This is a genomic window from Streptomyces sp. NBC_01515, from assembly GCF_045040345.1.
Taxonomy (GTDB): Bacteria; Actinomycetota; Actinomycetes; order Streptomycetales; family Streptomycetaceae; genus Streptomyces.
In genome coordinates, this window is sequence record NZ_CP109416.1 from 739,347 (window position 1) to 752,719 (window position 13,373).

Consider the following 13,373-nt stretch of genomic DNA (forward strand, 5'->3'; position numbering starts at 1 on the left):
GAGCGAGGTCGCGGCCGTGCACGAGCCGGCCGAGGGTGCATTCGCCGACAGGGCCCCATGCCAAGAAACCTTCACACCTCGGTAGAAACAGGTGCGTCGGAGCTAGACGAGTAGTTCCGATTGTGGGGTTCACGGACGCAGGGAGGGTGTCCAACATCGGGTTGTGACGACCGATTTAGACACCCTCTTGACGGCACTGTACGTGCATGTCGATGACCATTTGAAGACACCGCGGTGGCGTGGGCGTCCGCCGCTGCTGACCGATGCCGAGCTGGTGACCCTGGCGGTGGCCCAGGCCGTCCTGGGCTTCCACTGCGAGGCCCGATGGCTGCGCTTCGCGCACGCTCACCTGCACAGAATGTTCCCGTACCTGCCGCAGCGGCCCGCGTACAACAAGCGCCTGCGAGCGGCTCTGCCCCTGGTCAAGCGGGTCATCCGGTCACTGGCAGCCGACACCGACCTGTGGCTGGACCCGCTGTGGGTCGTGGACTCCACGCCCGTCGAGTGCGCCCGCTCCCGGGAAACCGTGCGCCGCTCGGACCTGGCCGGCTGGGCCAACTACGGCTACTGCCGCTCCCACTCCCGTTTCTACTGGGGCCTGAAACTGCACCTGGTGTGCACCCCGGCCGGACTGCCCGTCACCTGGGCCCTCGCCGACCCGAAGATCGACGAACGGCAGGTGCTGGCCGCCCTGATCGACGAGGAGCCGCACCTGGCAGCCGCCCGGCCGGGCCTGCTGATCCTGGCGGACAAGGGCTACACCGCCGCCGAACTCGACCGCTTCCTCGCCGCCCGCGGCATCCAGCTGCTGCGGCCCTCCTACCGCAACCGCGGCACCCCACACCCCGCAGAAGCCCTGCTCAAGACCGTGCGGCAGCTGATCGAGTCGGTCAACGACACCCTCAAGGGCCAGCTCGACCTCGAACACCACGGCGGCCGGACCATCGAAGGCGTCGGCGTCCGCGTGGCCCAGCGGATCCTGGCGATGACCTGCGCGATCTGGCACAACCGCGCCATCGGCGCACCCATCACCAGGTCACTGATCGCCTACGACCACTGAGACACATCGGAACTACTCATCTAGCGCACGCAGGCCGACGGGCGCCCTGCGTCCAGGGCCAAGCCGCTCGACCCGACACCGAGCGTGACGTCGCGTCAGCAAGCCGAATCAGCACACCGCTCAACTGTGAAGACCCCGGAGAGCAGGCCTGTCTCCCCCACGGCGAACGAGTGCGGGACGAAAGAACCGTCGCGGTCATCCCGCCCCGCACACCCGCCACCGGAGGGGCTCGGCGGTCAGCTGCCGACGAGCATCTGCCAGGTCTGCGGTCCGACCTGGCCGTCCACGCCCAGGCTGTGCGCGGACTGGAAAGCCCGGGCGGCGCTGACAGTGCCGGAGCCGAAACTGCCGTCGACAGTAAGGCCGTAGCCGAACTTGTTCAGCTCCACCTGGGCGGCCCGGACGGCGTCACCGCTGGAGCCGTCCTGAACCTGGACGATCAGCGCCGACCACGTCTGCGGGCCGATCTGACCATCCACGCCGAGACCATGCGCGGACTGGAAGCTCTTGGCCGCGGCAAGGGTGGCCGACCCGAACTGGCCGTCAGCGGTGATCGAGGCACCGTGGTAGCGCAGCAGGTACTGCGCGGCCAGCACGTTGTTCCCGGTGTCGCCGTCGATGACGTTCGGCCAGGGCGGCGCGACGGTGCTACCGCCCGAGGCGCCGTTCCCGGTGCCCACGAGCATCTGCCAGGTCTGCGGTCCCACCTGGCCGTCCACACCCAGGCCGTGCGCGGACTGGAAAGCCCGGGCGGCGCTGACAGTACCGGAGCCGAAACTGCCGTCGACAGTAAGGCCGTAACCGAACCGGTTCAGCTCCACCTGGGCGGCCCGGACGGCGTCACCGCTGGAGCCGTCCTGAACCTGGACGATCAGCGCCGACCACGTCTGCGGGCCGATCTGACCATCCACGCCGAGACCATGCGCGGACTGGAAGCTCTTGGCCGCGGCAAGGGTGGCCGACCCGAACTGCCCATCCGCGGTGATCGAGGCACCGTGATAGCGCAGGAGATACTGCGCCGCCTGCACGCTGGGCCCCGTCATGCCGTCGGTGATGTTCGGCCAGGACGGCAGGATGACACCTCCACCGCCGCCGCCCGTGCCGCCCCACTGGCCGAAGTCGGCGGCCATCGCCTGGTCGAGGTCCGCGTCGTGCCCGGAGACCGTTATGTCGTTCTGGACCTGCCGCAACTGCGCGCGGCTGTCCCAGTTCCCGCCGGACCACGCGTACGTCTGCCAGCCCCAGGCTATTTTCCCGCTGTCGAAGAGCTCCCCGATCACGTGGTAGCCGCCGTACGCACCGGTCCGAGACCGGCCGATCACCGAGGCGACGCCGTCGAAGTAGGAGTTGAGCGCGGAATACATCGAGGGCTGAAGGTCGAAGTCGACGCTGAAGTAGATCGGCCGCGACGACGGCATCCCGTTGGCCAGCGCTTGCCGCTGCGCCTCGGTGGCATGCCCGGCCCCCTGGGAGTAGGGGTCTGCGGGGACACCACTCTGCCAGTCCTGCAGCCCGTCGGACTCCCAGTTGGAGACGATGCCCAGATCAGCGGCGGTCAGGGCCTGCGCCTCGGACAGGGTGAGGACCTTCGAGTTCGGCAGCCAGCTGAGGTAACGGCACACGAAGCCGTAGCCCGCCGCAGCGACCGAACCGGCGGTGAGCGACGCGTCGGAATAGTCGATCCCGTAGCCGGTCACCGCGGAAGCCGTAGACGTCGCGGACGCCGACTGAGCGAATCCGATGCCGGTCGCGGTGGCCACGGCGGCGCCGCCGGCGAGGGTCAGCAGCCTGCGTCGAGACAATTGATGGCTGTGGCCGAACAGGCTCATGACATGTTCCAATCCTTGACGTCTGGTCTGGTTGCGGTGAGCAACGCGGGAACCGCTGAGCGACACGGCGTTCGAGTCCTGCCGGCACCAACTGTCCAGCGCTTGGGCGGCGCCAAGCAGAAGCAGCGCTGCAGGTGATCTTTGGGCCCCCGTCCGGCCCGCGTCCACAGCGAGCCGGGATCTGGCGCGATTGCGGGACGACACCGGCACTGACCTGCCGGGATCCACAGCAAGGTGACGATCGAGCGGGACGGCTTCGACGCAACCGCCGAACGGGCTGGCTGCGTGGGTAGCGGCCCAGGTCTCGACTGCGGGGATGCTGGTGCTGTGGAAGCAACGGGGTGTCCGTCGCACGGGTCGATCGGCCGCGGACGGGACACATCGGCTCCACCTCGCCACGGCCGATAAAAGGGCCCGGGAGTGCCCGGTCTGTGCGGTGCTCGCCACCAGGGTGAAGTCCTCGACGGGGACCCGGCTCGCGAACTGCCGTACGGCGAGAGCGCAATGGAGTTGCGCTGGCACAAGCGCCCCTGGTGGTGCTGGAAGCCCAGCTGCCCGCGCCGGTCCTACTGACCATCGTCCAGCCAATGACGGCCACGAACGCACCCGCGCCCAGGACCAGCTCCACACCGGCCTCGCGCATCTGCGCCAAGTCGCCGCCGCGAAGGGCCTGTTGCCGATCACCCGGGACAGGACAGGGGGCTACCAGATACTGGACGACGCACCGCAGCCCCGGACCGGCTACGAGAGGCTCTTCGAATCGGTGCAGCACCGGGTCGCCCGCTTCATCGCCGGGATCCTGCCGCCGCACCAGAAAGGCCTTCGCCGCCGGCGCGTACAGGGCAGGCGGGACAGGACCATCCAGTACCCGTCCGACTGAACTGGCCACTCGCCAGGGGGACTTACTCAATAGCCCCCTTGCGCAACGGGCTCGCCAGAGCGCACAAGGGGCCGGATCCAGGCACCGAGGTCAAAGCCCCGTAGGGCGGCAGCACCCTCCTGCCGCGCTGCAGCATGGGAAACCGCAGACCCACAGACCAACCCCGCCCACCCAGAAGAACCTGGTCAGAGCCCACCGACAGGCAAGTCCAGCCCTGCAAAAAGTAATGCCCAGTATGTACAAGGGAAAATCCAGTTCATCAGTCCGCAAATCGATCACTGGATCGGTGTAATCGGCACATACGCCGCACCGCTCGGCGATCTAGCGTCGGAGTGCACGGGGCCGCACGGACCAGAAAGGCATCCAGACACTCATGCCCATCCCGCATACCGACGTCATGCCCGAAGCCGAGTTCGACACCCTGACCGTTACCCGCGGCGGCGGTCTCCCGCCGGCCGTTGACCTCCTCCAGCCAGTCGACGCGCTGCCGGAGTTCGCGTCGGAGCCCGACCTGGTCTGCCGCCGCGTACGCGACGAGCTGATGCTCGACGGCAACGCGCGTCTCAATCTCGCCACCTTCGTGACGACCTGGATGGAGCCGCAGGCAAGGGAGTTGATGGCGGAGACCGCCGAGAAGAACCTCGCCGACCGCGCCGAGTACCCACAGATCACGGCGATGGAAGAACGCTGCGTACGGATGCTCGCCCGGCTCTGGCACGCGCCGCACGCGGAGCAGGTCCGCGGCTGCTCGACCACCGGCTCCAGCGAGGCCGCCATGCTCGGCGGACTCGCACTCAAGCGCCACTGGCAGGAACGCCGCCGCGCCCAGGGCAAGGACACCTCACGCCCGAACATCGTGATGGGCGCGAACGTCCAGGTCTGCTGGAAGAAGTTCGCCAACTACTTCGAGGTGGAACCGCGTTACGTCCCGATGGAGCCGGGCCGCTACCACCTCACGGCCGACACCCTCACCGCCTACTGCGACGACAACACCATCGGCGTGGTGACGATCCTCGGGTCCACGTTCGACGGTTCCTACGAGCCCGTCGCGGACATCTGCATGGCCCTGGACGGCTATCAGGCCGCCACCGGCACCGACATCCCCGTCCATGTCGACGGCGCGTCCGGCGCGATGGTCGCCCCGTTCCTCGACCCGGGGCTCATGTGGGACTTCCAGCTCGAACGCGTCGCCTCCATCAACACCTCGGGACACAAGTACGGCCACGTCTTCCCCGGCCTGGGCTGGGCGTTGTGGCGCAACGCCGAAGCCCTCCCCGACGACCTGGTGTTCGAGGTCGACTACCTCGGCGGCAGCTCCCCCAGCTTCACCCTCAACTTCTCCCGCCCGGGCGCGCATGTCGTCGCGCAGTACTACAGCTTCCTCCGCTACGGCGTCGAAGGGCTGCGCAGTCTGGCGTCGCAGAGCCGCACCACGGCCCGCGCACTCGCCTCGCGCATCGAGACCATCGCACCCTACGAGTTGATCACGGACGGCTCCGAACTCCCGGCGTTCGCCTTTCGGTTGAAGCCCGGCACACAGGGCTTCACGGTGTTCGACGTCTCCCACGCGATGCGGGCCCGCGGCTGGCATCTGCCCGCCTACAGCTTCCCCGCGCCCTGCCAGGACGTCTCCGTCCTACGTCTCGTGGTGCGCACCGGGTTCACCGCCGAACTCGCCGGCATGTTCATCGCCGACCTCACCGAGGTCACCAGGAGCCTGCACACCAGCCGCCCGACGCTCGCGCCCCCGCACCAGCCCCTCGTCTCCGCCTGACGACACTCCCTGCGCCTCCGTCGCCACCAACTCGCCTTCTCCTGGGCCAAGTTGAGCGACAGCCGGTACGCGGTCCGCGGCAACTCCCGTCAGTGGGTGTGGCGGCGGACCGCGTCCAGCAGTTGGTCGATGTCGTCGGCACTGTGCGAGAAGGCGGTGACGAAGCGGACGATGCCCGGCTCCCACCGGTCGTGGTAGAAGGCGTACCCCTCCGCGAGGAGGCCTTCGGTGACCTCCTGGGGCAGACGACAGAAGAGGATGTTGGCCTGCGGGATAGCCAACAGACCTGCCCCGGCAATGGACTTGAGGCCGTCGCCGAGTCGGGCTGCCATCGCGTTGGCCTGGCGGGCGTTGCGCAGCCAGAGATCGTCGGTGAGATACGCGTCGATCTGGGCCGTGTTGAAGCGCATCTTGGAGGCGAGCTGGCCGGCACGCTTGGCACGGAAGGCCAGTTCACCGGCGCGCGCGGGGTCGAAAGAGACGATGGCGTCGGCGGTCATCGCACCGTTCTTGGTGGCGCCGAAGGACAGCACGTCGACGCCCGCCTTCCACGTCATCTCGGCCGGGGTGGCGCCCAGTTGGACCAGGGCGTTGGCGAAGCGCGCCCCGTCCATGTGGACGCGCAGCCCCGCGTCCCTGGCGATGGCGGACAGTTCGCGGATCTCCGCCAGCGTGTAGACGCTGCCGCTCTCGGTTGCCTGGCTGATGCTCACCGCGGACGGCTGCACACTGTGCACATCACCGGCCCGCCGACGCACCGCCACCCGCAGCGCACCGGGGTCGATCCTGCTGTCCGCGCCCGGCACACCGACGAGCTTGGCCCCGTTGGTGAAGAACTCCGGCGCGCCGCATTCGTCGGTGTTGATGTGGCTGTCCGGGTGGGACAGCACACTCCCCCACGGCGGGGTGAGGGCGGCCAGGCTCAGGCCGTTGGCCGCGGACCCTGTGGACACCGGGAAGACATCGACGTCCCGCTCGAAGATCTCGCCGAGCCTGCGGCGGGCGCTGTCGGTGAAGGGGTCGTTGCCGTACGGCAGAACCTGCCCGGCCGCCGCGTCGGCGACGGCACGGGCTATCTCCGGGGACGCACCGGCCATGTTGTCGCTGATGAAGGCACGGCTGGAGGGAGTGGTGGCGATCGTGGAGGTGCTCATGAGCGGGGGTTCCTCGGTCTCAAGTACTGCTGAGATAATGGTTGTTGACGGTGCCTCAGGTGCTGATGGGAGAAGCGAAGACGACCGTGATGTCGACCTCCTCGGCACCGGTACGGTAGAAGTGCGGGGCGTCACCGGCGAACGCGAGCATGTCGCCGGGTCCCAGGTCCTCCGGCGCGTCGACGGGGCCGGCAGTGACGTGCCCGGTGGCGATGAGCAGGTGCTCGATGGTGCCGGTGGCGTGGGGTACGCCGGCCAGCTCCGTCTCCGGCGGGATGCGCAGCCGCCAGATCTCCAGGCTGTTGCCGCTGCTGATCCGGCGTAGCAACTCCCTTGAGACTTCCCCGGGTTCGATGTCCGTGCCCGGCCGGAAGACCGGTCCGGTGTCGGCGTCTCGTGCCAGCAGGTCGGCGATCGGGATGCGCAGGGCGATCGCGATCGCGTCCAGGGTGTCGATCGTAGGATTGCCGTTCCCGGCCTCCAGCTGCGACAGGGTGGCCTTGCTCAGCCCGGCCCGCCGGGCCATCTCCGCAGCGCTCATCCCACGCTGCTGACGGCGCAGCCGGATCTTCGCGCCGACCGCGGCGGCGGTACTGCTCACCGGCCGACGGCCGGACGGCGGGGGTGTCATCAACGGCTCCGGTGGGTCGCGGTGTAGGACACGCGGATGCGGCCCTTCTTGACCTTCAGTGTCGGCAGCACCACGTCGGCCAGGTCCCCGAGGCTGCGCACATGCGTGCCGCCGCACGGCGCGGAGTGCAGCGCGTCGAGATGCACCACCCGCCGCCCGTCGGGGAGGTACCGCGCGGAGACCGGCAGATCATCGGCGACCGCGCCCGCCACGGCGGCGCGCAGCACGGCGGTCACTTCCTCCCGCCCGTCCGGGTCGCCCAGCCGCGCGTCCGCGTGCGGCGCCTGGAACTCGATCCGAGCCTGACCGGGAAAGTGAATGCTCCCGACCATCTCCCACCCCTGCGTCCGCCCGACCGCCTCGACGAGATGCCCGGCCGTGTGCAGAGCGGCATGCAGCATCCGGTCCCGCAGATCTATCCGGGCCCGCACCCACTCCCCCACGGCAAGGTCCGGAAGCCCCCCGCCCTCAGCCGCCATAGCCACAACCAGCCCCGACTCCCGCTCCCGGACCGGAAGGACCTCCACATCCCCCAACCACCCGCGGTCGGCAGGCTGTCCCCCGCCCTGCGGATGAAACAGACAGTGCTCTACGGCCGCCCAGGGCGCCCCGTCCGTCTCACCAACCGCGATCACCCGCGTGTCGACCTGCTCCAAGTAGGTGTCGTCGAGGTAGGCGCTGATCTGTGCGCCGACCCGAGAATCCGCGATCGAATGAACCATGCGTTCACTATACCGAACCAGGAGAGGAATAGTGAACGCGTCGTTCGTTTTAATCAACACATCCGCCCGCGAGGCCAGACATCGACGAATGCCCGAGACCACTCGGACCACGGGAACCGCTCCACCATCCGACGCATCAGGAATCACGCCAGTGCCAGCGCCCGACACCTCACATCCAGCAGGCGCGCCAACACCCCCGCCCCATGCAACGCACGGAGCGTGGCGCATCCATCGTTTGCGAAGTAGAACGACTCGAATCACGCAAATAGGACGAACACCAGGCGGGTTACGATCGTTTGGTACGTAGGCACTCTTGAGTGCGTTGCAGTCCTGATGGGAGAACCAGGTGGCCACCAAGGCGAAGCAGGCGCGTCAGATCGAGCCCGGCACGTACGAGGCGTACATGCACGACTGCCCTGCGGTGGCCCTGCTCTCGACGATCAGCAACCGGTGGGTCAGCCTGACGATGTGCACCCTCGGGTCGTACGGCGAGCCGATGCGGTACAGCCACATCAGCCGCGAGATCCCGGGCGTGAGCCAGAAAATGCTCACCCAGACGCTGCGCATGCTCGAACGCGACGGGATGGTGACCCGGACGGTCACGCCGACCGTGCCGGTACGCGTCGACTACGAGTTGACCCCGCTCGGGCAGGGTCTCTACGGCCTGCTGTCCCAGGTGCGCGACTGGGCGGCCGAGAAAACCGACGAGGTGGACGAGGCGCGAGGACGCTACGACGCCCGGCAGAGCGACCAGTGACGACAGGCGACAGACGTCAGCCTCGCCCACTCCGCAGGCCGTAACGCACTTTAAAGTGCCTACTTACTAATCGATCGTAACCCGCCTAGCGTTTGTGGTGTTCGGATACGCAAACGGAATGGCGGACATCATGCGCGCTGCAGTCGTCAAGAAGATCGGTGGACCCGAGGCCGTCGAGGTCCTGGAGGTTCCCCTCCCGGAACCGGGCCCCTTCGAGATCCGCGTCAAGGTCGCTGCCGCCGCGCTCAATCCCGCCGACGCCGCCGTGTGGGGCGGGTTCTTCGGGCCGTTGGACGAGGTCGAGTACACGGGTCTCGGTCTGGACGCCGCCGGGACGATCGACGCGGTCGGTACGGGTGTCCTCCTCAAGGTCGGAACGCCGGTCATCGTGTTCCACTCCGCCGTACAGCGCCCCACCAAGGCCCAGGCGGAGTACCTGGTGACCGACCTCAACTCCATCGCCCTCGCACCCGAGGGCATGGACCTGACGCTCGCGGCGACGATCCCCCTCAACGCGATGACCGCCTCGATGGCCCTGGACCACTTCCCGCTACGTCCTCGCGACACCCTGCTCATCACGGGCGCCGCCGGTGCCGTGGGCGGCTACGCCGTCGAGTTGGCACGGACACGGGGCGTACGGATCGTCGCGCAGGGACGGACCGAGGACGAGGAGTTCCTCCGCGACCATGGTGCCACCTGGTTCGTGGCGCGCGACGAGCAACTCAGCGACGCGGTACGCCGGTTCGTGCCGGAAGGCGTGGACGGCGTGCTCGACGCGGCGGCGCTGGGCGCACCCGCGCTGGCGGCCGTCCGCGACGGCGGCGTCTTCGTGAGCGTGCGGGTCGACGTCCTGCCGACACCGGAGCGGGGCGTGGTCGTACGCAACACCACCGCCGGCCCCGAACCCACCCGTCTCGCCTACCTCTCCGCCCTCGCCGAGGTCGGCGTCCTCACACCACGCGTAGCGCAGACCTACCCCCTGTCCCAGGCCGCCGAGGCCCACGCCCAGCTCGCCCGAGGCGGCCAGCGCGGCCGGATCGTACTGGTGCCGTAGACCGGTTGGGGTCACGTGGCGCGTGATGGTCGCGCTCGACGAGTGGGCACAGTGGCACCCGGCCGTGTCGCTCGACGCGAAAGCCGAGAAGGTCGTGGTCGAGGCGGAGGTCTCGGGCCGCGCCTTGGACGGCGGCACCTCCGATCGGCAGACACTCGCTCGTGCCCACCCCACAGCCTGCCGGCACCACCGAGCTCACCGACTCCGAGGAGTTCCTCGGTGCCATCGCCGCCGAGATCATCCCGGCGCTGGTGACGAACCTGCCGTCTGTCAGGCGGAGTTCGGGTCAGCCCAGCGGCAATCAGCCGATCACGTTCGACACGGCGACGGCTTCCTCCGCGGAGGTGGAGGAAGCCCCTCCATGTCCATTGACGTTTTTTTACGACAGCGACAAACTCGCTATATGACACCTGAGATCCCGTCCGCCCCCAAGCTCCCCGCGCCTATGGCCAGCACCATCGCGCCACCCGACCTCGCCGACAGCACCTTGCTGAATGTCAGCCCGAATCCGCAGATGACTCTTGGCGCGGTCGAGATTGAAAGCCACCCTGACGTCGTCTTCAGCACCGTGGATCTACCGAACGGAGAGTCGCGTGAGCTGAAGGCCGACATTCTGCGGCCCGCGTCGGGAGACCGGCTTCCGCTGGTCCTCTTCCTTCCCGGTGGGGCGTTCCTTCGCTGCAACAAGGCGATGGCGTTCGATGTACGTCGACACGTTGCCGAATCTGGTTTTGTCGTCGCCAGTGTCGAATACCGCGTCGCACCCGACGGTGGCACCTACTTGGATTCCGTCCACGATGTGCGGGCAGCCCTCTCCTATCTGCGGCAGCATGCGGATGACTTCGGTATCGACCCGCGTGCGGTTGCCCTCTGGGGAGAGTCAGCCGGTGGTCATGTGGCGGCGCTGACGGGTGTCACGAATGACTTGCCCGAGTTTGCAGGAGACGCGGGTCCATCCTCAACAGGTGCCGTTCAAGCCGTGGTTGACGCCTTCGGCACCTCCCTGCTCTCGGCGATCGCCGATGACTTCGACGAGGAGGCGCGGCTCCACTACCAGCGCACTGCCACGCATTTCTCGGCCTATGTCGGCAAGGCCGGCGCACTGTTCTCGGAAATTCCCGAGGCGGTGAGCGCTGCGGATCCCGCAACCTACGTGACGGCTTCGGCCCCGCCGTTCCTTCTTCTCCACGGCAGCGACGACATGCTCGTCTCTTCCTCTCAGACGCAGCACGTGCACAAGGCCCTTCTCAGTGCAGGCGTTGAGAGCACCCGCTATGTCGTGGCCGGGGCCAATCACGGCGATTTCGGAGTTCTCGCGGATTCGGATGCTGCCCTTGTCTGGTCGTCCGCGACCGTCATGAACGTCATCACCGAATTCCTGCACCGCCACCTCGACAGCGCCGACCTGCCGGAGTAAGCGAGTTCTCTGCCCGTCGGGCCACGGGGTGAATGTCTCAGCGGGTCGACTCGCCTCCGGTGAACATGTCGAGCAGGCTCTGCGGCGCGTTGTCGCCGAAGAGCACTTCGTTGAGGTCGGCGCCGTCGATCGCGGCCGCGGCACTGCGCGGGAAGAGCGGCTGCTCGTATGCGGTGAGGGCCGCCTCCGGGTCGTCGGGGTGCGCGGCGAGGGCCTTGCCGAGTTCGGCGCCGTCGTACATGGCCAGGTTGGCGCCTTCGCCGTTCGGGGCCGAGAGGTGGGCGGCGTCGCCGAGCAGGGTTACGCCGGGCACGCGGTCCCAGCGGTGTTCGACGGGGAGGGCGTAGAGGGGTCGTAGGACCAGCGGGGTGTCGCTTTCGGTGATCAGGGCGGTGAGTTCGGGGGCCCAGCCGTCGAATTCCCGCGCGATCCGCTGGGCCGCCGTGGCGGAGTCCGTGAAGTCGATGTCGGCGAACCAGTCCTGCGGCCTGGACAGCGCCACGTAGGTGTGGAGGGTGCCACCGCTCTCGCGGTGTGCCTGGATGCCCTTGCCCGGGGCGAGCGCGAACAGGGACCCGCCGCCGACCGCCTTCGCGACCGCGGGGTGGCGGGTGTCGGCGTCGTACAGATAGGTCTCGACGTACGACTTGCCGGTGTATTCGGGTGTCGCGCCGGACAGCAGCGGGCGGACCCGTGACCATGCGCCGTCGGCACCGACCAGGAGGCTGGCGGTGATGGCAGTGCCGTCGGCGAAGGTCACCTCGTGGCGGCCCTCGCCGAGGGCGCGGACGCCGGTCACCTTGTGCCCCCACCGGACGGTGCCGGCCGGGAGCGAGTCGAGCAGGATGCGGCGCAGTTCGCCGCGCAGTACCTCGGGGCGTCCGCGCGTGCTGTCGTCGTCGAAGAGGACGGTCCCGTCCGGGGCGAGGACCCGTGTCGCCTCGCGGCCCTCCAGAACGAGGCCGCGGAACTCCTCGGTCAGGCCTGCCGCAGCGAGGGCCGGCTGGCCGTTGTCCTCGTGGATGTCGAGCATCCCGCCCTGGGCACGTGCGGTCGGGGCCGGCTCCGCCTCATAGACGGTGGCCGGGATGCCGTGCACGTGCAGGACGCGGGCGAGGGTGAGGCCGCCGAGTCCGGCGCCGATGATCGTGATGTGCCTGTCCATGGTGACTCCTTGGGGATCCGGGTCGCCGGGTGAGTTCCGGCCGACTTCTATGGAATGCCGTTCCATTGTTGGAACGGCGCTCCAGTTATGTCAAGATGGCCGCATGGCAACGCGGACGGGCCGGTCACAGCGGCGTACGGAGGCGCTCTCCCGTGAGCGCATCGTCGAGGCCGCCGTCGAGTTGCTCGACACGGTCGGCGAGGACGGGCTGACGTTCCGGACGCTGACCGAGCGCCTGGCCACCGGGCCCGGGGCGATCTACTGGCACGTGGCGAACAAGGGCGAGCTGCTCGGCGCCGCCACCGACGCCGTCGTAGCCGCGGCCCTGGCCGTCGAGCCCACCGGGTCTCCGGACGCGCCGCAGGACGGGATCCGCGCCGTCGCGCTCGGCCTGTTCGATGCGATCGAGGAGCACCCGTGGCTCGCCACGCAGCTCGCGACGCAGATCTCCCACAGCCCCTGGGGGCCGGTGGCGCCGCGGCTCTTCGAGAGCATCGGCCGACAGGTCCGCGCGCTGGGGGTGCCCGAGGCCGGCTGGTTCACCGCGACCTCGGCGTTGATGCACTACATCCTCGGCGCCGCCGGCCAGAACGCCGCGAACACCGCGAGCGCGGGCACTCTCGGGCCCGACGTGGACCGCGCCCAGTTCCTCGACGCCGTATCGACGGCCTGGGAGGAACTCGACCCCGACGACTACCCGTTCACCCGGGCCGTCGCGAACCAGGTGCGCGGACACGACGACCGCGAGCAGTTCCTCGCCGGCATCGACCTCGTCCTCGCGGGCGTAACCGCTCTGCACCCGATGAACGGTTAGATCTGCCGACAGCCTCGGCCATCACCGCCCCGGGCGGGATCGTCGCGTCGCTCGTCGCATGACTGAGGGCCCCTAGGCGCCGCCCGCCGAAGTGTCGCCCTGAAAAAAGTCCACGT

12 protein-coding genes are annotated in these 13,373 nt (G+C 68.6%); 7 read left to right on the top strand and 5 right to left on the bottom strand.

The genetic code is table 11. From position 1 onward, the window contains the following. Window positions 1-163 precede the first annotated feature (163 nt). Complete coding sequence (locus OG407_RS02850; RefSeq protein WP_405854185.1) at window positions 164-1,060, top strand: IS982 family transposase; 897 nt, start codon at window positions 164-166, stop codon at window positions 1,058-1,060. A gap of 236 nt (window positions 1,061-1,296) precedes the next feature. Here OG407_RS02850 and OG407_RS02855 read toward each other — a convergent pair whose 3' ends face one another. Continuing rightward, a complete protein-coding gene (locus OG407_RS02855; RefSeq protein ID WP_405854665.1) occupies window positions 1,297-2,889 on the bottom strand; it encodes a peptidoglycan-binding protein in 1,593 nt (530 codons plus the stop codon). A gap of 1,253 nt (window positions 2,890-4,142) precedes the next feature. Here OG407_RS02855 and OG407_RS02860 point away from each other — a divergent pair. Continuing rightward, window positions 4,143-5,543, top strand: a complete 1,401-nt coding sequence (locus OG407_RS02860; protein WP_405854667.1) for a glutamate decarboxylase — start codon at window positions 4,143-4,145, stop codon at window positions 5,541-5,543. 89 nt (window positions 5,544-5,632) lie between these two features. Here OG407_RS02860 and OG407_RS02865 read toward each other — a convergent pair whose 3' ends face one another. Genes OG407_RS02865 through OG407_RS02875 form a run of 3 tightly spaced genes read right to left on the bottom strand, consistent with a single transcriptional unit; the run spans window position 5,633 to window position 8,050 of the window. After that, window positions 5,633-6,697 (bottom strand): threonine aldolase family protein, encoded by a 1,065-nt coding sequence (locus tag OG407_RS02865; RefSeq protein ID WP_405854669.1) that lies wholly within the window; start codon window positions 6,695-6,697, stop codon window positions 5,633-5,635. Window positions 6,698-6,752: 55 nt separating this feature from the next. Continuing rightward, the gene (locus tag OG407_RS02870; protein WP_317770824.1) at window positions 6,753-7,298 is read right to left on the bottom strand and encodes an XRE family transcriptional regulator; all 546 of its coding nucleotides are present in this window, start codon (window positions 7,296-7,298) and stop codon (window positions 6,753-6,755) included. A 29-nt stretch (window positions 7,299-7,327) separates the two neighbouring features. Continuing rightward, window positions 7,328-8,050, bottom strand: a complete 723-nt coding sequence (locus OG407_RS02875; RefSeq protein WP_405854672.1) for a metal-dependent hydrolase — start codon at window positions 8,048-8,050, stop codon at window positions 7,328-7,330. 346 nt (window positions 8,051-8,396) lie between these two features. Between OG407_RS02875 and OG407_RS02880 the strand changes: the two genes are divergently transcribed. From OG407_RS02880 to OG407_RS02895, 4 genes are all read left to right on the top strand, one after another. Then, window positions 8,397-8,807, top strand: a complete 411-nt coding sequence (locus tag OG407_RS02880; protein WP_405854673.1) for a winged helix-turn-helix transcriptional regulator — start codon at window positions 8,397-8,399, stop codon at window positions 8,805-8,807. Between the two features lie 130 nt (window positions 8,808-8,937). Continuing rightward, complete coding sequence (locus OG407_RS02885) at window positions 8,938-9,861, top strand: NADP-dependent oxidoreductase (RefSeq protein WP_405854675.1); 924 nt, start codon at window positions 8,938-8,940, stop codon at window positions 9,859-9,861. 161 nt (window positions 9,862-10,022) lie between these two features. Then, window positions 10,023-10,268, top strand: a complete 246-nt coding sequence (locus OG407_RS02890; RefSeq protein WP_405854677.1) for a hypothetical protein — start codon at window positions 10,023-10,025, stop codon at window positions 10,266-10,268. A gap of 38 nt (window positions 10,269-10,306) precedes the next feature. Then, window positions 10,307-11,278, top strand: coding sequence for an alpha/beta hydrolase fold domain-containing protein (locus OG407_RS02895; RefSeq protein ID WP_405854679.1), 972 nt, complete (start codon window positions 10,307-10,309; stop codon window positions 11,276-11,278). A 37-nt stretch (window positions 11,279-11,315) separates the two neighbouring features. Here OG407_RS02895 and OG407_RS02900 read toward each other — a convergent pair whose 3' ends face one another. Further along, window positions 11,316-12,443, bottom strand: a complete 1,128-nt coding sequence (locus OG407_RS02900) for an FAD-dependent oxidoreductase (protein WP_405854681.1) — start codon at window positions 12,441-12,443, stop codon at window positions 11,316-11,318. A gap of 103 nt (window positions 12,444-12,546) precedes the next feature. Here OG407_RS02900 and OG407_RS02905 point away from each other — a divergent pair, with 103 nt between their 5' ends. Further along, window positions 12,547-13,257 carry a TetR/AcrR family transcriptional regulator gene (locus OG407_RS02905; protein ID WP_405854683.1) on the top strand — a complete coding sequence of 237 codons (711 nt, stop codon included), beginning with the start codon at window positions 12,547-12,549 and terminating at the stop codon, window positions 13,255-13,257. Window positions 13,258-13,373 lie beyond the last annotated feature (116 nt).

Excerpts from the sequence above, each read along its gene's own strand:
- OG407_RS02855 (WP_405854665.1), bottom strand. The coding sequence starts at position 2,889 with ATGAGCCTGTTCGGCCACAGCCATCAATTGTCTCGACGCAGGCTGCTG.
- OG407_RS02860 (WP_405854667.1), top strand. The coding sequence starts at position 4,143 with ATGCCCATCCCGCATACCGACGTCATGCCCGAAGCCGAGTTCGACACC.
- OG407_RS02865 (WP_405854669.1), bottom strand. The coding sequence starts at position 6,697 with ATGAGCACCTCCACGATCGCCACCACTCCCTCCAGCCGTGCCTTCATC.
- OG407_RS02875 (WP_405854672.1), bottom strand. The coding sequence starts at position 8,050 with ATGGTTCATTCGATCGCGGATTCTCGGGTCGGCGCACAGATCAGCGCC.
- OG407_RS02885 (WP_405854675.1), top strand. The coding sequence starts at position 8,938 with ATGCGCGCTGCAGTCGTCAAGAAGATCGGTGGACCCGAGGCCGTCGAG.
- OG407_RS02895 (WP_405854679.1), top strand. The coding sequence starts at position 10,307 with ATGGCCAGCACCATCGCGCCACCCGACCTCGCCGACAGCACCTTGCTG.
- OG407_RS02900 (WP_405854681.1), bottom strand. The coding sequence starts at position 12,443 with ATGGACAGGCACATCACGATCATCGGCGCCGGACTCGGCGGCCTCACC.
- OG407_RS02905 (WP_405854683.1), top strand. The coding sequence starts at position 12,547 with ATGGCAACGCGGACGGGCCGGTCACAGCGGCGTACGGAGGCGCTCTCC.